Below are 17,841 nucleotides of genomic sequence, written 5' to 3' on the forward strand. Positions count from 1 at the left end.
GGCGTAGCCTCGGGCGTATGAACTCGTACGGATCCTTTCCCGGGGCGCGGCCGCGGCGGCTGCGGACGACGCCCGCCATGCGCCGGATGGTGGCCGAGACGCGGCTGCATCCCGCCGATCTGATCCTCCCCGCGTTCGTGCGCGAGGGGATCACCGAGCCCGTGCCGATCCAGGCGATGCCCGGGGTCGTCCAGCACACGCGCGACACCCTGCGCAAGGCGGCGGTGGAGGCGCTGGAGGCCGGGGTCTCCGGGATCATGCTCTTCGGGGTGCCCGAGGACGCGAAGAAGGACGCCCTCGGAACGGCGGGCACGGACCCGGAGGGCATCCTCCAGGCCGCGATCCGGGACGTGCGGGCCGAGGTCGGCGACGACCTGGTCGTCATGTCGGACCTCTGCCTCGACGAGTACACCGACCACGGGCACTGCGGGGTCCTCGACGCCGACGGGCGGGTCGACAACGACGCCACGCTGGAGCGTTACGCCGAGATGGCGCAGGTCCAGGCCGACGCGGGTGTCCACGTGGTGGGGCCCTCCGGGATGATGGACGGCCAGGTCGGGGTGATCAGGGACGCCCTGGACACCATCGGCAAGGAGGACGTGTCGATCCTCGCGTACACCGCGAAGTACTCCTCCGCCTTCTACGGTCCCTTCCGCGAGGCCGTCGGCTCCTCCCTCAAGGGCGACCGCAAGACCTACCAGCAGGACCCGGCCAATGCGCGCGAGTCGATGCGGGAGCTGGCGCTCGACCTGGAGGAGGGCGCCGACATGGTCATGGTGAAGCCGGCCGGGCCGTACCTCGACATCCTCGCGCAGGTCGCCGCGTCGGTGGACGTGCCGGTGGCCGCGTACCAGATCAGCGGTGAGTACGCGATGGTCGAGGCGGCGGCCGAGAAGGGCTGGATCGACCGGGACCGGGCGATCTTCGAGACCCTGACGGGCATCAGGCGGGCCGGGGCGCGCACGATCCTTACGTACTGGGCCACCGAGGTCGCGCAGAAGCTCGGACGCGGCGGGTACTGAGGCGTTTCCGCTCCAGGGCGGGGCGGGAGGGGGTCCCGCCGGGCCGGTGGGGCCGGGCCCGGGCTGGTGGCGGGCCGCCGTCCGGCGCACCCTGGAGGGGTAGCCGACAGGTACCCCGCTGGAGGTGGTCCTCATGATGCACACGCTTGTCGGATGGCATGTGGAGATGGAGTTCCAGGAGGAGGGCGACCGGACGCGGGCCGCGGCCATGGTCCGGCTCTCGGACGGCAGCGAGTTCCGGGCGCACGGCACCGCGAACCGGCACCCCTCCGATCCCGACCAGCTACGGGTGGGCGAGGAGATCGCCGGTGCTCGGGCCCTGATGGACCTGGCCTCGCAACTGCTGCAGAAGGCGCACACGGAGATCGACGCGGTCTCCGGCAGGACCTCGCACACCATCCGCTGACGACGGGACCCCCGGCACGGTTCTCCGCGCCGGGGGTTTTCGCGCCGGTTCCCCGGAGACGCTCCCGGGTCCGGCGTCAGAGGCGCTCGGGCGTCCTGATGCCGAGCAGCGCCATGCCCTGGTGGAGGGTCCGGGCGGTCAGGTCGCAGAGGAACAGACGGTTCTCCGCGACCTCCCGCGCGGGCTCCGGCTTGATGACCGGGCACTGGTCGTAGAACGTCGTGTACAGCGAGGCGAGCTGGTACAGGTACGCGGCCAGCTTGTGCGGGGCGTGCTCCGCGGCGGCCTCGGAGATCACCTCGCCGAACTGGTCGAGGTGCAGAGCGAGCGCCCGCTCGGCCGGGGCGAGCTCCAGCTCGGAGTGGGCCTGCGCGGTGCGGTCGCCGGCCTTGCCGAAGATCGACCTGATCCGCGCGTACGCGTACTGCAGGTACACCGAGGTGTCGCCGTTCAGCGAGACCATCTGGTCCAGGTCGAACTTGTAGTCACGGGCGGCGGACGTCGACAGGTCGGCGTACTTGACCGCGCCGATGCCCACGTACTGCCCGTTCTCCACGATCTCCGGCTCGGTCAGGCCCACCTTCCCGGCCTTCTCGCGGACGACCGCCGTCGCCCGGTCCACGGCCTCGTCCAGCAGGTCCACCAGCCGGACCGTCTCGCCCTCACGGGTCTTGAACGGCTTGCCGTCCTTGCCGAGGACCGTGCCGAAGGCCAGCTGGACGGCCTTCACCTCGTCGTTCAGCCACCCGGCGCGGCGGGCCGTCTCGAAGACCATCTTGAAGTGCAGCGACTGGCGGGCGTCCACCACGTACAGCAGGGTCGTCGCCTTCAGGTTCCCCACCCGGTCGCGGATCGCGGACAGGTCCGTCGCCGCGTACCCGAAACCGCCGTCGGACTTCTGGACGATCAGCGGGGTCGGATTGCCGTCCGGGCCCTTCACGTCGTCGAAGAAGACGCACAGCGCTCCCTCGGAGCGGACGGCGACGCCCGACTCCTCCAGGATGCGGCAGGTCTCCGCCAGCATGTCGTTGTAGCCGGACTCGCCGACCACGTCGGCGTCCCGGACGTCCATGTCGAGCTTGTCGAAGACCGAGTAGAAGTAGATCTTCGACTCGTCGACGAACCGCTGCCAGAGCGCGAGGGTCCGCTCGTCGCCCGCCTGGAGGTCCACCACGCGCGCGCGGGCCCTGGTCTTGAACTCCTCGTCGGAGTCGAAGAGGGCGCGCGACGCCTTGTAGAGCCGGTTCAGGCTGGACATGGCCTCCTCGCCGGAGACCTCGGCCCCCGAGGAGTGGTCCAGCTCGTGCGGGTGCTCGATCAGGAACTGGATGAGCATCCCGAACTGGGTGCCCCAGTCGCCGATGTGGTGGCGGCGGACCACCGTCTCACCGGTGAACTCCAGGATCTCGACCATCGCGGCGCCGATCACGGCGGAGCGCAGGTGCCCGACGTGCATCTCCTTCGCCACGTTCGGCTGGGCGTAGTCGATGACCGTGGTGCCCGCCGACTCGTTGAACGGCACACCGAGCCGGGCGTCGGCGGCACGGGCCGCCAGGGTCCGCACGATCGCCGCGTCCGTCAGCGTGATGTTCAGGAAGCCGGGGCCCGAGACCTCGATCTCCCGGAGGACGTCGTTCTCCGGGATGGCGGCCACGACCTGGGCGGCCAGCTCACGGGGATTGCCCTTGAGCCGCTTGGCCAGTGCCAGGATGCCGTTGGCCTGGAAGTCGGCCCGGTCGCTTCGTCGGAGCAGCGGGTCGGCGGCACCGGCCTCCGGCAGGGCTGCCGAGAGTCCGTCCGCGAGGCGCTGCTGCACGGTCGAAGCGAGGGAAGGGACCGAGGCCATGAGCTTCCGTTCCTGTTGAGTCCGGTGGGTCTGATTCGCCTGTCAAGTGTCCCACGGCACCACAACGGGGTTTCCCCGCCTGTGGACAACTGCGTCGCACGCCATTCCCGGTCTGTGGACAACTTCGGGGAGCGGTCTTCCGTCTGGGAGAATGGCTGACGCAGGGAAGTCAGTCAGCACTCCTCAGGCATCAGCACTCCTCAGGCATCAGCCCCAGGAAGTAACTCCCAGGAAGAAGGACGTACCGACCGTGGCTCAGAGCAGCACCGAGACCGACTGGGTCTCCCGTTTCGCGGACGAGGTCATCGCCGAGTCGGAGCGACGTGCGCCTGGCAAACCGGTCGTCGTCGCCTCCGGCCTCTCCCCGTCAGGCCCGATCCACCTGGGCAACCTCCGCGAGGTCATGACCCCGCACCTGGTCGCCGACGAGATCCGCCGCCGGGGGCACGAGGTCAGGCACCTGATCTCCTGGGACGACTACGACCGCTACCGCAAGGTGCCGAACGGCATCGAGGGCATCGACGAGTCCTGGGCCGAGCACATCGGCAAGCCGCTGACCTCGGTCCCGGCCCCGGCCGGTTCGCCCCACCCCAACTGGGCCGAGCACTTCAAGGCCGCCATGGTCGAGTCGCTGGCCGAGCTGGGCGTCGAGTACGACCCGATCAGCCAGACCGAGCAGTACACGGCCGGTGTCTACCGCGAGCAGGTCCTGCACGCCATGCGGCACCGCGCCGACATCGACGCCATCCTCGACCAGTACCGGACGAAGAAGGCGCAGAAGAAGCAGTCGCAGAAGCCGGTCGACGACGCCGAGCTGGAGGCCGAGGAGGGCTCCGGCGCGGCGAGCGAGGACGACGGCTCCGGCGGTTCCTCGGGCTACTTCCCGTACAAGCCCTACTGCGGCCGGTGCGAGAAGGACCTGACGACCGTCACCTCGTACGACGACGAGACCACCGAGCTGGCCTACACCTGCGCGAACTGCGGCTTCGCCGAGACCGTGAAGCTGAGCGAGTTCAACCGGGGCAAGCTGGTCTGGAAGGTCGACTGGCCCATGCGCTGGGCCTACGAGGGCGTGATCTTCGAGCCCTCCGGCGTCGACCACTCCTCGCCCGGCTCGTCCTTCGTCGTCGGCGGGCAGATCGTCCGCGAGATCTTCGACGGCGTGCAGCCGATCGGCCCGATGTACGCCTTCGTCGGCATCAGCGGCATGGCCAAGATGTCCTCCTCGCGCGGTGGCGTCCCGACCGCCGCCGACGCGCTGAAGATCATGGAAGCCCCGCTGCTGCGCTGGCTGTACGCCCGCCGCAGGCCCAACCAGTCGTTCAAGATCGCCTTCGACCAGGAGATCCAGCGGCTCTACGACGAGTGGGACAAGCTGGAGGCCAAGGTCGCGGACGGCACCGTGCTGCCCGCGGACGCCGCCGCCCACTCCCGCGCCGCCCGCACGGCCGCCGGAGAGCTGCCGCGCACCCCGCGCCCGCTGCCCTACCGCACGCTCGCCTCGGTCATGGACGTCACCGCGGGACACGACGAGCAGACCCTGCGGATCCTGACCGAGCTCGACCCGGAGAACCCGGTCACCTCCCTCGACGAGGTCCGGCCGCGCCTCGACCGCGCCGAGAACTGGATCACCAGCCAGGTCCCGGCCGACCAGCGCACCATCGTCCGCGAGCAGCCCGACACCGAACTGCTCGGCTCCCTGGACGACGAGGGCCGCGAGTCCCTCCGGCTGCTCCTGGCGGGCCTCGACACCCACTGGTCGCTCGACGGGCTCACCACCCTCGTCTACGGCGTCCCGAAGGTGCTGGCCGGTCTCGACCCGGAGGCCAAGCCGACGCCCGAGCTGAAGCTCGCGCAGCGCGCCTTCTTCGCCCTGCTCTACCAGCTGCTCGTCAGCCGGGAGACCGGGCCGAGGCTGCCCACCCTGCTCCTCGCCGTCGGCGCGGACCGGGTGCGCAAGCTGCTCGGCGCCTGACGGGACGTGCGAAAGGGCCGTCACCCACATGGGGTGACGGCCCTTTCCCATGACCGCGTGGCGCTCTGTGCTGTCAGGCGGTGTCGTGCTCGGCCATGCCGTCCTGGACCCGCTGCTTGAGGGACGGGAGCGACTGGTGCAGCTGCTCGGACAGGTCGGCGGGGAACTCCTGGAGGTCGTAGTACTTGGCCAGCAGCTCCGGCAGCGCGCCGTCGTCCGGGAACTCGTTGTGTTCCTGCGCGTACGACCACAAGAACTTGAAGACGTCCTCCTCGAACTGGTCCACGGGAAGCTGCGGCTCCTCGACGAACTCGGGATAGGGGACGAACTCCTCGGGACCCGGTTGGGGGATGTCCTCCGGCCCCTGCGGGACCGGGACCGGCATGGGTTCGAGCCCCTCCACGATGCGCGGGTTGTAGGTCCCCTCGTACGTGTCGGGGGAGACCGTCTGCGCGGCGAACCACTGGCTCTCGTGCGTCACGGGTCGCTCCCCGGCGCTCTGGCGTCCGGTCTCCGGGGCGGGAGCCTGGGAGAGGTCCCCGGACGGGGGCCCCTCCTGCTGCGGATGACCCGCCCCGGCCGCCGCGAGCTCCACCGGCTGCTGCGGGAACCGCTGCGGCACCGGCGCCGAGGGGACGAGCGCGGGCGGCTGCGGCGGCGCGAGTTCCTGCGGCGGCGGAGGCAGCAGCGCAGGCTCGATGCCCGCCGCCGCCAGACCCGCCGCGGCCGTCTCCGCCAGCGGCACCCCGTACCGCGCGAGACGCAGCGGCATCAGGGCCTCCACCGGGGCCTTGCGGCGCCAGCTCCGGCCGTACCGTGCCTGGAGCCGCGCCTGGTAGATCATCCGCTCCTGTTCCAGCTTGATGACCTGCTCGTACGACCGCAGCTCCCACAGTTTCATCCGGCGCCACAGCCGGAACGTGGGTATCGGGGAGAGCAGCCAGCGGGTCAGCCGTACGCCCTCCATGTGCTTGTCGGCGGTGATGTCCGCGATCCGGCCCACCGCGTGCCGTGCCGCCTCGACGGAGACGACGAACAGCACCGGGATCACCGCGTGCATACCGACGCCCAGCGGGTCCGGCCAGGCGGCGGCGCCGTTGAACGCGATCGTCGCGGCCGTCAGCACCCACGCCGTCTGCCGGAGCAGCGGGAAGGGGATCCGCATCCAGGTGAGCAGCAGGTCCAGGGCGAGCAGCACACAGATGCCCGCGTCGATGCCGATCGGGAAGAAGTACGAGAAGGTGCCGAAGCCCTTGAGCACGGCGAGCTCGCGCACGGCGGCGTACGAGCCCGCGAAACCGATTCCCGCGATGATCATCGCACCGGCGACGACGAGACCGATGAGTATCCGGTGCGTGCGTGTGAGCTCCATCGCGGCCACCCGCGACCCCTCCCGTCAATCGACAATCCGGCCACAGAGTCGCACATGCGCGCGGAGCCCGGCCCTCGGGGGAGGGACGGGCTCCGCGTCGACACGGCTCTCTGCGCCGTTTTGTGACTACTTGTTGGCTGCGGCCACGGCGGCCACGGCCTCCTTCGCGGCCTTCACGGCACCGTCCATGATCGCCTTGTCGGACGGGGTGGGCGCCCCCGCGTATCCGGCGCCGTTGTACGAGAGCATCACCAGGACGTTGCCCGTGCGGGCCACGACGGTGGCGTAGACGAAGTCCTCGTTCGTCTTGCGCAGCTGGTAGGCGAGTGTCTTCGCCTCGTCGCCGATGCCCGTGACCGTGGCGCCGCGGACCTTCTGGACGCCGGGGGTGTCCTCGACCTTCGCGAGCTCCTTGGTCATGTTGTTCTGGGCGCGCTCCTGGCCGCTGCCGAGGGAGACGTCCGACGCGTAGCGGTAGAAGGAGACGTCGAGCCAGCGGTACTGCGAGCCCTTCACTCCCTTGTCCTCCAGGCCGTTCCAGGAGCAGCCGCTGCGGCTGTCGGGGTCGCTGGAGGGGGCGCGGGTGCCGGCCTTGGCCTTCGCCTTGGGCACCAGGGCGGCGGTGGTCTTGCCGGTGATCGCCTTGCACGCCTCGGGCAGCTTCGCGAACTTCGCCGCTTCGACCGTCTTCGTCGACTGCGAGGGCGACGGCGTCGCGGACGCCGTGGCGGCCTTGTCCTTCGACCCGCTCGTACCGGAGCCGGAGTCGCCGGAGCCCGAGGAGCAGCCGGCGACGACGAGCATCACCGGGACGGCTGCGCAGGCGAGTATGCGGGTGAGTCGCGGAGCTGATCGCTGCATGGTTCCTTCAGTCGCTTGTCGTACGGCCGGCCGCTCCGGCGTGGGGCTCGGGCGCGGCCACGGCGTGGGGCCACGGGTACGCCGACACGTTACGTGGTCGTCCCGCGCTCACGGATCGGAGCCGGACGGCTACTCCTCCAGTCGCTCGGCGAGCAGCCGGGCCAGGTTCCGGGCCTTTTCCTGCAGTTCTCTGCTGTCGGGGGCCTCCGTGGAACCGGTGGTCTGCTCCCGGTAGGAGACGGTCACGATGACGTTGGATGTGCGGAACACCACGCTGACGGCCCGCTGCTGTCCGCTCGCGCCGACCTTGCTGAGGACCTCGTCGAGGAACGCGGTCTGTCCGAGCCCGTCGAGGACACGGGGTTCCAGACCGGTGTTCGAGGGGTCGGCGGTGGTGCCGGTGGCGGGCTGGCCCGTGGCGGTGGCCGTGGTCGTGCCCGAGGGGTTCTTGCCCGGGGGGCGGGTCGCGTCGGCGGACGCGTTCGGAGCGCCGGACGTGGTCGACGCGGGTGGTGTGGTGGGGGTGGTGGGGGTGGTGGCCGGGTCGGTCGGGGGCAGCGGGATGCCCGCCGCGATCTGCTTGCGGGTGTACACCTCCCGCGCCCGGTCGTCGTCGCTGACGGAGCCGTCGTACGAGACCACCCGCTCGATGTCGAGGGCGAGCCGGTGCGAGGTGTCGGGGGTGTCGGCCTTCCAGGTGCAGCCGACCCGCCGGTCGGTGTCGTACGTGACGGCGGCGACGCCCCGGTAGGCCTTGTTCCGCTCGGCGTCGGACAGTGAGGCCGCGCCCGGGAGCATGTCCTTGAGGGCGGCCTGGGGGACGGCACGGCACGGCTCGAAGAGCGTGCGGTAGCGGCCCGGGGGTGCTACGGCTGCGGCGGGGCCGGCCTTGGCGTCGAGGGAGACGTCGTCGGTCGGGGTGCCCGAGGAGCATCCGGTGAGGCCGATCCCCAGGCCGAGGCCGAGGGTGAGCACGACGGCGGTGCGCGCCGTGGACCCGGTGCGGCCGGGGGTGTACCTCTTTCGCTGCACGGTCCCAGGCTCCCTTCTCCCGAAAGTCTTTCCCGAAAACTGTTTGCCGCGCGAACCCGGCTGATGGACACAATGTCTATCGCACACGCAGCTGTTGATGCCGGTCCGCTGTCACCTGTACGGCCTTGGCTCCAGTTTTTGCGTTTTCAGGCTTTTAGGGGGAATCGAGAGGCTATGTCGTACGTCGAAGTGCCGGGGGCACAGGTTCCGATCAGGCTGTGGGCCGATCCCGGCGGGGTCGAGAGCGGCGCCATGCGGCAGTTGCGGAACGTGGCGACGCTGCCGTGGATCAAGGGTCTGGCCGTGATGCCCGACGTGCACTACGGCAAGGGCGCGACGGTCGGTTCGGTGATCGCGATGCAGGGGGCGGTCTGCCCTGCGGCGGTCGGTGTGGACATCGGCTGCGGCATGTCGGCGGTGAAGACCTCCCTGACGGCCAACGACCTGCCGGGCGATCTGTCGCGGCTCCGCTCGAAGATCGAGCAGGCGATTCCGGTGGGCCGTGGCCTGCACCGCACGGAGGTGGACCCGGGACGGCTGTTCCAGTTCCCGACGGCGGGCTGGGACGACTTCTGGTCCCGGTTCGACGGAGTCGCCGACTCGGTCAAGTTCCGTCAGGAACGGGCACGACAGCAGATGGGAACGCTCGGATCAGGTAATCATATGATCGAAACCTGTCTCGATGGGTCGGGTTCGGTTTGGCTGATGCTCCACTCCGGATCTCGGAACATCGGCAAGGAACTAGCGGAACACCACATCGGCATCGCCCAGAAGCTGCCGCACAACCAGGGGCTCGTCGACCGGGACCTGGCGGTGTTCGTCTCGGACACTCCGCAGATGGCGGACTACCGCAACGATCTGTACTGGGCGCAGGAGTACGCGAAGCACAACCGCGCGATCATGATGGCGCTTCTGAAGGAAGTGATCCGCAGCCAGTTCCGGAAGGCGAAGGTGACCTTCGGGAGTGAGATCTCCTGCCACCACAACTATGTGGCGGAGGAGCGGTACGAGGGCATGGACCTCTTGGTCACGAGGAAGGGCGCGATCCGAGCCGGGTCCGGGGAGTTCGGGATCATTCCTGGGTCGATGGGCACCAGTTCGTACATCGTGAAGGGCCTGGGCAACGAGAAGGCGTTCAACTCCGCGTCGCACGGCGCGGGGCGGAGGATGAGCCGGAGCGAGGCGAAGCGCAGGTTCACGGTGCAGGATCTGGCGGAGCAGACGCGGGGCGTGGAGTGCCGCAAGGACTCTGGTGTCGTGGACGAGATCCCGGGCGCGTACAAGCCGATCGAGCAGGTGATGGATCAGCAGCGGGACCTGGTCGAGGTTGTCGCCAAGCTGAAGCAGTTCATCTGTGTGAAGGGCTGACGCCCGGGACCCTTGGGCCGGACTATCGGTGGTGGGTGGTCGGCGACGGCACGATACCGTTCGCCAGGCGCCAGCGTCGTGTCTGGCAACTGCTTTGGGACCGGCCGAGTTCCTCGGCCGCATGGGCCAGAGTGGGAGATGCGAGCAGGACGCGGTCGGCTTCGGCGGTCCACGGCTTTCGTGGGGGCCGGATCCTCATGCCGGGGGGACGTACCCAGGAACCGAGGGATCGGGCGTTGGCCCGCTTGCGCTCCAGGCCGAGGCAGCCGGGGTAGTAGAGATGAGCGGCGAGCAGGACGGCCGCCTCTTTCGTGTACACGATGTTGTAGATGCCGTCGCGGGTGTTTCGCTTGATCATGCGTTCCGCGCCGGTGAGGCGTTTCGTGTAGTGACACAGGTAGGCGCCGATGGCGGTGCTGATCGTGGTGAGAGAGATGAACGGCAGACCTTTGCCGGTGAAGCCGACCGATCCGTCCGCGTCGATGACGCCACGGAGGTAGTCGCGCCGTGAGAAGGGCACACGAGGCGGTGTGATCCTCTTCGATTTCCTGCCGTAGGGAAGGCCGAGCCGGTTGAGCGTGGTGCGTGCTTCGAGCGCATGGAGGCGCCAGACGGCCGAGTGGTGATTCGCCGAGAAGTTCGTGGCCCTGGTGCGCTCGGTGATGCTGCTGTTGTACGGGGTGAGCCGCTGGAACTCTTGGAGGACAGCGATGTCCCGGACCTGGATCTCGACGGTCAGCCGCCCTCTTTGGCGTGTCTGTTCGCTGAGGTGTCCATCGGCCTGCAGGAAGCCGAACATGTACGCGTATTCGGGGTTCTCGAGGTCCATGAAGGTAAGGGCGGATGGCGTGAGGGCGCTCGTGTCGACGAGCGCGGGCACGCTAAGGTCCTGCTCAGCCATGGGAAGTATTGCCTTCCTGATGGTCAGGCCCTCGGTCGGGACTGCAATCCCTGCCGAGGGCCGTTCTGTGTCGAGTTGTTCCCAACTCTAGGTCGTGATTTCGGCCATCGTCCGGGTGATCACAGAGATTCACCCATACGTGCGGGTGATGGTTCGCCGTCAGAGCTTGCGGTGGACCTTGGTGTTGGAGGCCTGGGCCCGGGGGCGGACGACCAGGAGGTCGATGTTGACGTGCGGGGGGCGGGTGCAGGCCCAGGTGATGGTGTCGGCGACGTCTTCCGCGGTGAGGGGTTCTGCCACGCCCGCGTAGACCTTGGCGGCCTTCTCGGTGTCGCCCCGGAAGCGGGTGGTGGCGAACTCGTCGGTCTTGACCATGCCGGGGGCGATCTCGATGACGCGGACCGGGGTGCCGACGATCTCCAGACGGAGGGTCTCGGCGAGGACGCGGGCGCCGTTCTTGGCGGCGACGTAGCCCGCGCCGCCCTCGTAGGTGGCGTGGCCCGCGGTGGAGGAGAGGACGACGACCGTGCCGTCGCCGCTCGCGGTGAGGGCCGGGAGCAGGGCCTGGGTCACATGGAGGGTGCCGATGACGTTGACCTCGTACATCCGGCGCCAGTCGTCGGGGTCGCCGGTGGCGACGGGGTCGGCGCCGAGCGCACCGCCCGCGTTGTTGACGAGGACGGCGAGGCTGCGGAACGCCGTGGCGAACTCGTCGACGGCGGCGCGGTCGGTGACGTCCAGGACATAGGCGGCGGCCTGGTGGCCGGCCTCGTTGAGCTCGGCGGCGAGGGACTCGATGCGGTCTCCGCGCCGGGCGGTGAGGACCACGCGGTACCCGGCTGCCGCCAGCTGCCTGGCCGTGGCGGCGCCGATGCCGCCGCTCGCTCCGGTGACGACGGCGATGGGGGTACCGGGGGCAGTCATGACGTGGTGCTCCTCGCGCAGGTGGTCGATTTCGTCGATCGCCCGGCCAGGATAGGTCGGGGGCCTGTCAGCGGCCTCGGGGGGCGTACATGATCACGGCCATCCCGGCGAGGCAGACGAGGGCGCCGATGACGTCCCAGCGGTCGGGCCGGTAGCCGTCCGCGGCCATGCCCCAGAGGATGGACCCGGCTACGAACACACCTCCGTAGGCCGCGAGGACCCGGCCGAACTCGGCGTCCGGCTGGAGGGTGGCGACGAAGCCGTAGGCGCCCAGGGCGATGACTCCGGCGCCGATCCAGACCCAGCCCCGGTGCTCGCGCACGCCCTGCCAGACGAGCCAGGCGCCTCCGATCTCGAAGAGGGCGGCGACGGCGAAGAGCGCGAGGGAGCGAAGGGTCAGCATGAAGGCAGCGTGCCATGGGACACGCAGGCTGATGAGTTGTCAGAATATCGGATGGTTAATGAGTATTTTGGGCCTATGCGTGGATTGAGGAAAGGTCTGCTCGGGGTCGTTCTCGCGGCCGTCGTCGTGACGGGTGCGGGTGCGGGTGCGGGTGCGGGTGCGGGTGCGGTTGCCGTGGCCCGGGGGCCGGTGGCCGGGCCGGAGGCCGATCTCTCCCATCACGGTCATGTCTCCCTCTGGGACGGGAGGGTGGGCGTCTGGCTGGTCAGCGAGAACCTGGGGCCCTCCGATCTCGCCCAGGCCACCGTCCGGCTCGCCTTCTCCGAACCGATGTCGGGTGGTCAGGAGCTGCCGCCCGCCTGTCTGTGGAGCAGCGACCGCGTGGTGTCCTGCCGGACCGGCGAGCTGCCCGCCGTCCGGGGCGTCGGTGAACTGGCCCTCGACCTGCGGACCACCGGTCTCCCCGACGAGCTGACCGTGGACGTCTCCACGGCCTGGCGGGACGGGGTGGCCGACCGGAACCCGGGCAACGACCGGCACCACGTCCTGGTGCTCGCCACCGGGGACCCGTACGTCTTCTGATCCCAAGGCCCGCCGAAGGGCCGGGCGCCGCCTTCCGGGCTCCCCCGGCCGGGCCGGGGGCTCAACGGCCGGTCCATCCCACATAGCCGTCGGGGCGGACCAGGACCGCGTCCCGCTTTCCCGGGTCCCGCCAGGTGGCCCGGACGAGCCGCTCGGGAGACACGGGGGTGCCCGGCGGCAGCGCGGGGCTCGCCCCCTCCGGGGCGATCAGGACGAACTCGCCCGCGCGCAGCAGCTCGTAGAGCCGCCCCTCGCGCAGCCGGACGTCAGGGGCACGGCGGCCCACGGGCCGGGTGGTGCCCGCCGGGGGCCGGTAGGCGATGGCGATTCCGCTGATCATGCCCATGGCCCGGGAGGAGACGGGCCGCACCTTGTTCACGACGTGGATGCCGAGGGTGCGGGCACCACGGGTGAGCGGGGTGTGGGCCATCGCGATCCGGACGAGGGCGCCGCTGCTGCGCAGCACCGTCGCGCCGACCGGGTGGCGCTCCGCGTGGTAGCTGTCGAGGAGGGCCTCGGGGTCGGGCGCGTCACCGCGCAGGACGGCGGCGAGCTTCCAGGAGAGGTTGGCGGCGTCCTGGAGTCCGGTGTTCATGCCCTGGCCCCCGGCGGGGGAGTGCACATGGGCCGCGTCCCCGGCGAGGAAGACCCGGCCCACCCGGTAGGACGGGACCTGGCGCTCGTCGCTGTGGAAGCGGGAGACCCAGCGCGGGTCGTACATGCCGTGGTCGGTGCCGAGGGCGCGGCGGGCGAGCGTGCGGACCTCTTCGAGGTCGACCGGTGCGCCCTCGGCCACCTGATGGGTGCGGCTCCAGCCCATCACCCGGTACCAGCCGTCGCCGAACGGGATGAGGAAGGCGAAGGTGTCGCCGGAGCCCTTGACGGTGAAGGACTCCTCGGGCTCCTCCGCGAGGCGCACATCGGCGAGGACGAGGGAGCGGATCACGGAGCCGCCGGGGAAGGGCAGCCCCAGGGCGTTGCGGACCGCGCTGCGGGCGCCGTCCGCGCCGACCAGATGGCGGGCCCGGAGGGTGAGGCGGGCGCCGTCGGGGCCGGTGAGATCGGCGGTGACGGAGTCGGCGTCCTGGTGCAGTCCGCGCAGTTCCGTGTCGTAGCGGAAGGTGACGCCCGCCTCCACGGCCCGCCGCTCCAGGAGCTTCTCCACCTCGTACTGCGGGGTGACGAGCAGATGGTTGAAACGGCTGGGCAACCGGGTGATGTCGATGTCGAGCGCGCCGAAGAGCCGTGCGCGGTCGAGGGTCGTGCCGGTGGCGAGGAGCTCGTCGGCGAGGCCCCGGGCGTCCAGCTGCTCCATCGTTCTGGCGTGGACGCCGAAGGCGCGGGTCAGGTTGCCGAGGTCGTGCGGGCGGCGCTCGACGAGGGTGACCTCGATGCCCGCGGCGGCGAGGTCACCGGCGAGCAGCAGGCCGGTGGGGCCCGCGCCGACGACGAGTACCTGTGCGTCCGTCCGCTCCATGGTGCTCATGGCTGCCTCCAGGGTGTCCACGACCATTTGGTCAACATCTGTTGGTCAACGCTTGTTGGCAACTGTAGGGCCGGGGTGGATGGAATGTCAACGCTTGTTGGCCTACAGTTGTTGGTATGAAGACCGCCCGACGCTCCGACGCCACCAGGGCCGCCATCCTGGAGGCCGCCCGGGAGCGCTTCGCCTCCGACGGATACGACCGCGCCACCATCCGGGCCATCGCCCGTGACGCCGGGATCGACCCGTCGATGGTCATGCGCTACTACGGCAACAAGGAGGGCCTGTTCGCCGCCGCGTCGGAGATCGAGATCAGCCTGCCCGAGCTGGGAGCCCTTCCCGCGCGGCACATCGGGGCCGTCCTCGTCACCCACTTCCTGGAGCGCTGGGAGCGGGACGAGGTCCTCACCGCGATGCTCCGGGTCGGCGTCACGAACGCGGCGGGGGCCGAGCGGATGCAGGAGGTCTTCGCGCAGCAGCTCGGGCCGGTCACCCGGGGCGTCTGCCCCGATCCCGCGGATGCCCCGCGGCGCGCGGCACTGGTGGCCTCGCAGATCCTCGGCATGGCGCTCACCCGTTACGTACTGCGGCTGCCGCCCGCCGTCGAGATGACCCCCGAGGAGATCGTGGCCTGGCTCGGCCCGACCGTGCAGCGCTATCTGACCGCCGAGGCCCCCTGAGCGCCCCGCCCGCCCCGGGGGCCGGGTGCCCGGTTCGTACACTCTTCACATGCCGCAGAAGAGTTCCGGCCGGCGCGCCGCCCTGAAGGACGAGCTGTTCGGGGAGGCCCGTCGCTACATGGCCGCCTACGCCCTGTTCAACCAGGCCGTCGCCGACCACCTGGGGCTCCACCCGACCGACGTGCAGTGCCTGAACCTGCTCAGCCTGGAGGAGGGGCCGGTGACCACCGGCCGGGTCGCCGAGCTGACCGGACTCACCACGGGCTCGGCCACCCGGCTGGTCGACCGCCTCGAACGGTCCGGCTACGCGACGCGCGAACGCGACACCGAGGACCGGCGTCGGGTCCTGGTCACGCTCACGCCCGAGCGGGTCGCGGAACTCGGGGACCTGTGGCGCAAGCTCAACGACACCTGGGGCACCATGTTCGAGGCCTACAGCGACGCCGAACTCGCCCTGCTCATCGCCCATATGCGGCGGACCGTCGAGGTCAGCGCCGCCCAGATCGAGCGCCTGCGCGGCGGCCTCGACTGACCCACCGGCCACTGACCCACCGGCCACTGGCCACCGGCCGGACCCGGACCCGTGCCCGGACCGCCGGGCACGCCCCTGGGCACTCCCGGCGAGGGCCGCCCGCCGGTGCCTCAGGCCGTTGTCGCGGTGCCGAACTCCCGTACCGCGTCGGCCACGATCTCCTCCAGGCGGGAGTGGTGCGCCCCGCGCCAGTAGACCCGGCCGCACTCCACGCACTCGGCGAACACGTCGTAGGTCTTCTCCGTGCCGTGCTCCAGCCGCTCGCGCACCGCCTCCTTGTCGGCGTCGCTCAGCCTTCCGTTGCACGCCGTACAGCGGGTCCAGGGTGCGAGCGGGGGCGCGAAGCGCTCCAGGACGTCCCGGAGCTGCTCGTCCGGCTGGTCGCTGTAGACATAGGCGCCCGCCCACAGCTCGCGGCGGCGCAGCAGGCCCCGGTCCCGGGAGAGCATCACGCGTCGCTCCCGGGCCGAGAGCGCGGCGAGCGCGGGATCGCCGATGTCCTCGCTCTCGTAGGCCGCGTCCACACCGAGCAGGCGCAGCCGCCTGGCCAGGGTGCCGAGGTGCACGTCGAGCAGGAACCGGAGCGGCGCGCCCGGCACCGGCTGCGGGCGGGCGACACCCTCCACCTCGACCGTCTCGCCCGCCGCCGGGACGTGCGAGGCGTCGACGGGCCGCCCGTCGACGACGAGCCGTCCCGTCTCGGTGCGCGGCACGCCGAGGGATTCCACGACGTGCCCGAGCGAGGAGGCGCCGTCGGTGGTCACGGCCGTCGGGCCCGTGCGGCGCTCCGCCGCGACGAAGACTCCGAGGCCGGGGGCGAAACTGATCTGGATCTTCGGTCCGTTCACGGGGACAGGATGGCATCGGTCCGGAGGGGCGGCCAGGCAATTCCTCGCCGGGTGGCCGGGCCGCGCCGGGCCGCTCAGGCGGGGAACGCCTCCCTGTGGTCGGCGGCCCATTCGGCGAAGGTGCGGGCCGGGTGACCCGTCAGTTCCTCGACCGTGCGGGTCAGGGGCGTCGGCCGTCCGTCGTGGGCGGACCAGTGGGACAGCAGGGCATCGGCGAAGACCTCCGGCATGAAGGCGGCTACGGACTCTTTCCACTGCTCGGCGGTGACCACGATGTGCGGGGCCGGGCGTCCCGTCACCCCGGCGAGGGCCGCGAGTTGTTCGACGAAGGTCAGCGACTCGGGGCCGGTCAGATGGTGGGCGGTGCCGCGCAGCCGGGGCTCGGTGAGTACGGCGAAGGCGGCCTCGGCGAGGTCCCGCTCGTGGATCGGGTCCCCGTACGCGTGCGGGACGGGCAGCGCGGGTCCGCTTCCGGCCCGCAGCGGGCGGGCCCACTGGAGGGCGTTCGTGGCGAAGGCGCCCGGCCGGAGGCGGGTGGTCTCGAAGGCCCCGGTCGCCGCTGCCGCGGAGAGGGCGCGCTCGGCGGTCAGATGGGAGGCGGCGACGGCGTTCCGCTCGGCGTCCGGGGCGAGGACCGAGCTGGAGGAGAGAAGGACGACATGCCCGACGCCCGCCGCGCGGGCCCGGTCCGCGAACGTCTCGGCGTGGCGCGGCTCGGCGTACAGGAAGACCGAGTCGACGCCGTCCAGCGCCGCGTCGAAGGTGGCCGGATCGGCGAGGTCGCACCGCGCGGTGCCGACCCCGGGCGGCGGCGAGAGCTCGCCGGGGTTCCTGGAAGCGGCTCTGGCCTCGATCCCCGCGGTGCCGAGCAGTTCGAGCAGGGCGGAGGCGACACGGCCACGGCTGCCGGTGACGAGGACGGTCATGGGATTCCTTGTGGGTGAGTGAGTGGTCGGAGCTGGAGCGAGAATTTATTGTGTGACACATTGACTGCGTAACACAGGTAAATATCCAGGCCCGTGCCCAGGCCGTCAACCCTGACAAAACCCTGAGGTACCGTCCGGCCATGAAGATCATCGACCTTGAGCCCGGTGACCCCCTGCTGGAGAGCGACCTCCTTCCGGTCCTCACCGAACTCCGGCCCCACCTCACCCCCGAGCTGTTCCGTGAGGTGTACGCGGCGGGGCATCCCCAGGGTCTGCGCTTCAGCGCCGCCTACACGGACGACGGCCGTTGCGTCGGCGCGGCCGGCTGGCGGATCGTCCACAGCACCAGCTCCCCGCGCAAGCTGTACGTCGACGACCTCGTGACCGCCGCCGCCGACCGCTCCACCGGCGTCGGCCACGCCCTCGTCGCGCATCTGGAGGGCCACGCGCGCGCCGCGGGCTGCCGTGAACTCTCCCTCGACTCCGGCACCCACCGCACCGGAGCCCATCGCTTCTACCTGCGCGAGCGGTTCGACATCGCGGCCTTCCACTTCACCCGGCCGCTCACCCCGGGCGGGGACGCCTCCTAAAGCGTGTTGCAGAAGGCTGCGGTGCGGGCATTTCCCTTGTATGCGTGGGGTGTTGAAGGCTGAGTCGTTGTGGGTGGAGACGTTCACGGG

18 protein-coding genes are annotated in these 17,841 nt (G+C 70.6%); 8 read left to right on the forward strand and 10 right to left on the reverse strand.

Translation table 11 applies throughout. The features are described 5' to 3' along the window. Positions 1–17: 17 nt before the first annotated feature. The gene (gene hemB / locus ACIO92_RS33825) at positions 18–1,022 is read left to right on the forward strand and encodes a porphobilinogen synthase (protein ID WP_366446010.1); all 1,005 of its coding nucleotides are present in this window, start codon (positions 18–20) and stop codon (positions 1,020–1,022) included. 136 nt (positions 1,023–1,158) lie between these two features. Next, on the forward strand, positions 1,159–1,428 hold the full coding sequence (locus tag ACIO92_RS33830) for a DUF1876 domain-containing protein (RefSeq protein ID WP_351789639.1): 270 nt from the start codon (positions 1,159–1,161) through the stop codon (positions 1,426–1,428). Between the two features lie 76 nt (positions 1,429–1,504). Here the strand turns inward: ACIO92_RS33830 and argS are convergent, their stop codons facing one another. After that, positions 1,505–3,274 carry an arginine--tRNA ligase gene (gene argS, locus ACIO92_RS33835; protein ID WP_402284326.1) on the reverse strand — a complete coding sequence of 590 codons (1,770 nt, stop codon included), beginning with the start codon at positions 3,272–3,274 and terminating at the stop codon, positions 1,505–1,507. A gap of 250 nt (positions 3,275–3,524) precedes the next feature. Between argS and lysS the strand changes: the two genes are divergently transcribed. After that, the gene (gene lysS, locus ACIO92_RS33840; RefSeq protein WP_401243042.1) at positions 3,525–5,249 is read left to right on the forward strand and encodes a lysine--tRNA ligase; all 1,725 of its coding nucleotides are present in this window, start codon (positions 3,525–3,527) and stop codon (positions 5,247–5,249) included. 73 nt (positions 5,250–5,322) lie between these two features. Here the strand turns inward: lysS and ACIO92_RS33845 are convergent, their stop codons facing one another. The 3 genes from ACIO92_RS33845 to ACIO92_RS33855 form a co-directional block, all read right to left on the reverse strand. Continuing rightward, entirely contained in the window at positions 5,323–6,630 is a 1,308-nt protein-coding gene (locus tag ACIO92_RS33845; protein ID WP_366446007.1) for a DUF2637 domain-containing protein, read from the reverse strand. 117 nt (positions 6,631–6,747) lie between these two features. Next, on the reverse strand, positions 6,748–7,482 hold the full coding sequence (locus ACIO92_RS33850; protein ID WP_366446006.1) for a DUF3558 domain-containing protein: 735 nt from the start codon (positions 7,480–7,482) through the stop codon (positions 6,748–6,750). Positions 7,483–7,611: 129 nt separating this feature from the next. Beyond that, positions 7,612–8,514 (reverse strand): DUF3558 domain-containing protein, encoded by a 903-nt coding sequence (locus ACIO92_RS33855; RefSeq protein WP_366446005.1) that lies wholly within the window; start codon positions 8,512–8,514, stop codon positions 7,612–7,614. Positions 8,515–8,688: 174 nt separating this feature from the next. On the opposite strand from ACIO92_RS33855, the gene ACIO92_RS33860 reads away from it, so the two are divergent. Beyond that, the gene (locus tag ACIO92_RS33860; RefSeq protein WP_402061199.1) at positions 8,689–9,882 is read left to right on the forward strand and encodes an RtcB family protein; all 1,194 of its coding nucleotides are present in this window, start codon (positions 8,689–8,691) and stop codon (positions 9,880–9,882) included. 22 nt (positions 9,883–9,904) lie between these two features. Here the strand turns inward: ACIO92_RS33860 and ACIO92_RS33865 are convergent, their stop codons facing one another. From ACIO92_RS33865 to ACIO92_RS33875, 3 genes are all read right to left on the reverse strand, one after another. Continuing rightward, positions 9,905–10,783 (reverse strand): hypothetical protein, encoded by an 879-nt coding sequence (locus tag ACIO92_RS33865; RefSeq protein WP_402284329.1) that lies wholly within the window; start codon positions 10,781–10,783, stop codon positions 9,905–9,907. A 159-nt stretch (positions 10,784–10,942) separates the two neighbouring features. Beyond that, positions 10,943–11,707: an SDR family NAD(P)-dependent oxidoreductase gene (locus ACIO92_RS33870; RefSeq protein WP_402061202.1), complete on the reverse strand. Its 765-nt coding sequence runs from the start codon at positions 11,705–11,707 to the stop codon at positions 10,943–10,945. Between the two features lie 67 nt (positions 11,708–11,774). After that, positions 11,775–12,110 carry a YnfA family protein gene (locus tag ACIO92_RS33875; protein ID WP_366446002.1) on the reverse strand — a complete coding sequence of 112 codons (336 nt, stop codon included), beginning with the start codon at positions 12,108–12,110 and terminating at the stop codon, positions 11,775–11,777. Positions 12,111–12,185: 75 nt separating this feature from the next. Between ACIO92_RS33875 and ACIO92_RS33880 the strand changes: the two genes are divergently transcribed. Further along, positions 12,186–12,692, forward strand: coding sequence for a hypothetical protein (locus ACIO92_RS33880; RefSeq protein WP_402284334.1), 507 nt, complete (start codon positions 12,186–12,188; stop codon positions 12,690–12,692). Between the two features lie 61 nt (positions 12,693–12,753). On the opposite strand, the gene ACIO92_RS33885 is transcribed toward ACIO92_RS33880, so the two are convergent. Then, positions 12,754–14,205: an FAD-dependent monooxygenase gene (locus tag ACIO92_RS33885; protein WP_402284337.1), complete on the reverse strand. Its 1,452-nt coding sequence runs from the start codon at positions 14,203–14,205 to the stop codon at positions 12,754–12,756. Between the two features lie 89 nt (positions 14,206–14,294). On the opposite strand from ACIO92_RS33885, the gene ACIO92_RS33890 reads away from it, so the two are divergent. Together ACIO92_RS33890 and ACIO92_RS33895 are read left to right on the forward strand one after the other, a co-directional pair. Beyond that, a complete protein-coding gene (locus ACIO92_RS33890; protein WP_366445999.1) occupies positions 14,295–14,855 on the forward strand; it encodes a TetR family transcriptional regulator in 561 nt (186 codons plus the stop codon). Between the two features lie 49 nt (positions 14,856–14,904). Continuing rightward, complete coding sequence (locus tag ACIO92_RS33895; RefSeq protein ID WP_366445998.1) at positions 14,905–15,387, forward strand: MarR family winged helix-turn-helix transcriptional regulator; 483 nt, start codon at positions 14,905–14,907, stop codon at positions 15,385–15,387. 110 nt (positions 15,388–15,497) lie between these two features. Here ACIO92_RS33895 and ACIO92_RS33900 read toward each other — a convergent pair whose 3' ends face one another. Together ACIO92_RS33900 and ACIO92_RS33905 are read right to left on the reverse strand one after the other, a co-directional pair. Continuing rightward, positions 15,498–16,235 carry a Mut7-C RNAse domain-containing protein gene (locus ACIO92_RS33900; protein WP_366445997.1) on the reverse strand — a complete coding sequence of 246 codons (738 nt, stop codon included), beginning with the start codon at positions 16,233–16,235 and terminating at the stop codon, positions 15,498–15,500. 74 nt (positions 16,236–16,309) lie between these two features. Next, positions 16,310–17,161 carry an NAD(P)H-binding protein gene (locus ACIO92_RS33905; protein ID WP_402284339.1) on the reverse strand — a complete coding sequence of 284 codons (852 nt, stop codon included), beginning with the start codon at positions 17,159–17,161 and terminating at the stop codon, positions 16,310–16,312. Positions 17,162–17,301: 140 nt separating this feature from the next. Here ACIO92_RS33905 and ACIO92_RS33910 point away from each other — a divergent pair, with 140 nt between their 5' ends. Further along, positions 17,302–17,751 carry a GNAT family N-acetyltransferase gene (locus ACIO92_RS33910; protein ID WP_401243069.1) on the forward strand — a complete coding sequence of 150 codons (450 nt, stop codon included), beginning with the start codon at positions 17,302–17,304 and terminating at the stop codon, positions 17,749–17,751. Positions 17,752–17,841: the final 90 nt, after the last annotated feature.

This window comes from Streptomyces sp. NPDC087215, from assembly GCF_044744885.1.
In the GTDB taxonomy this organism is placed as follows: Bacteria; Actinomycetota; Actinomycetes; order Streptomycetales; family Streptomycetaceae; genus Streptomyces.

What these genes read in the sequence shown, in the direction of transcription:
- hemB (WP_366446010.1), top strand. Translation starts at nt 18, where the DNA reads ATGAACTCGTACGGATCCTTTCCCGGGGCGCGGCCGCGGCGGCTGCGG.
- ACIO92_RS33865 (WP_402284329.1), bottom strand. Translation starts at nt 10,783, where the DNA reads ATGGCTGAGCAGGACCTTAGCGTGCCCGCGCTCGTCGACACGAGCGCC.
- ACIO92_RS33885 (WP_402284337.1), bottom strand. Translation starts at nt 14,205, where the DNA reads ATGGTCGTGGACACCCTGGAGGCAGCCATGAGCACCATGGAGCGGACG.
- ACIO92_RS33875 (WP_366446002.1), bottom strand. Translation starts at nt 12,110, where the DNA reads ATGCTGACCCTTCGCTCCCTCGCGCTCTTCGCCGTCGCCGCCCTCTTC.
- ACIO92_RS33910 (WP_401243069.1), top strand. Translation starts at nt 17,302, where the DNA reads ATGAAGATCATCGACCTTGAGCCCGGTGACCCCCTGCTGGAGAGCGAC.
- ACIO92_RS33880 (WP_402284334.1), top strand. Translation starts at nt 12,186, where the DNA reads ATGCGTGGATTGAGGAAAGGTCTGCTCGGGGTCGTTCTCGCGGCCGTC.
- ACIO92_RS33850 (WP_366446006.1), bottom strand. Translation starts at nt 7,482, where the DNA reads ATGCAGCGATCAGCTCCGCGACTCACCCGCATACTCGCCTGCGCAGCC.
- ACIO92_RS33830 (WP_351789639.1), top strand. Translation starts at nt 1,159, where the DNA reads ATGCACACGCTTGTCGGATGGCATGTGGAGATGGAGTTCCAGGAGGAG.
- ACIO92_RS33870 (WP_402061202.1), bottom strand. Translation starts at nt 11,707, where the DNA reads ATGACTGCCCCCGGTACCCCCATCGCCGTCGTCACCGGAGCGAGCGGC.
- ACIO92_RS33890 (WP_366445999.1), top strand. Translation starts at nt 14,295, where the DNA reads ATGAAGACCGCCCGACGCTCCGACGCCACCAGGGCCGCCATCCTGGAG.
- ACIO92_RS33860 (WP_402061199.1), top strand. Translation starts at nt 8,689, where the DNA reads ATGTCGTACGTCGAAGTGCCGGGGGCACAGGTTCCGATCAGGCTGTGG.
- ACIO92_RS33905 (WP_402284339.1), bottom strand. Translation starts at nt 17,161, where the DNA reads ATGACCGTCCTCGTCACCGGCAGCCGTGGCCGTGTCGCCTCCGCCCTG.
- argS (WP_402284326.1), bottom strand. Translation starts at nt 3,274, where the DNA reads ATGGCCTCGGTCCCTTCCCTCGCTTCGACCGTGCAGCAGCGCCTCGCG.
- ACIO92_RS33895 (WP_366445998.1), top strand. Translation starts at nt 14,905, where the DNA reads ATGCCGCAGAAGAGTTCCGGCCGGCGCGCCGCCCTGAAGGACGAGCTG.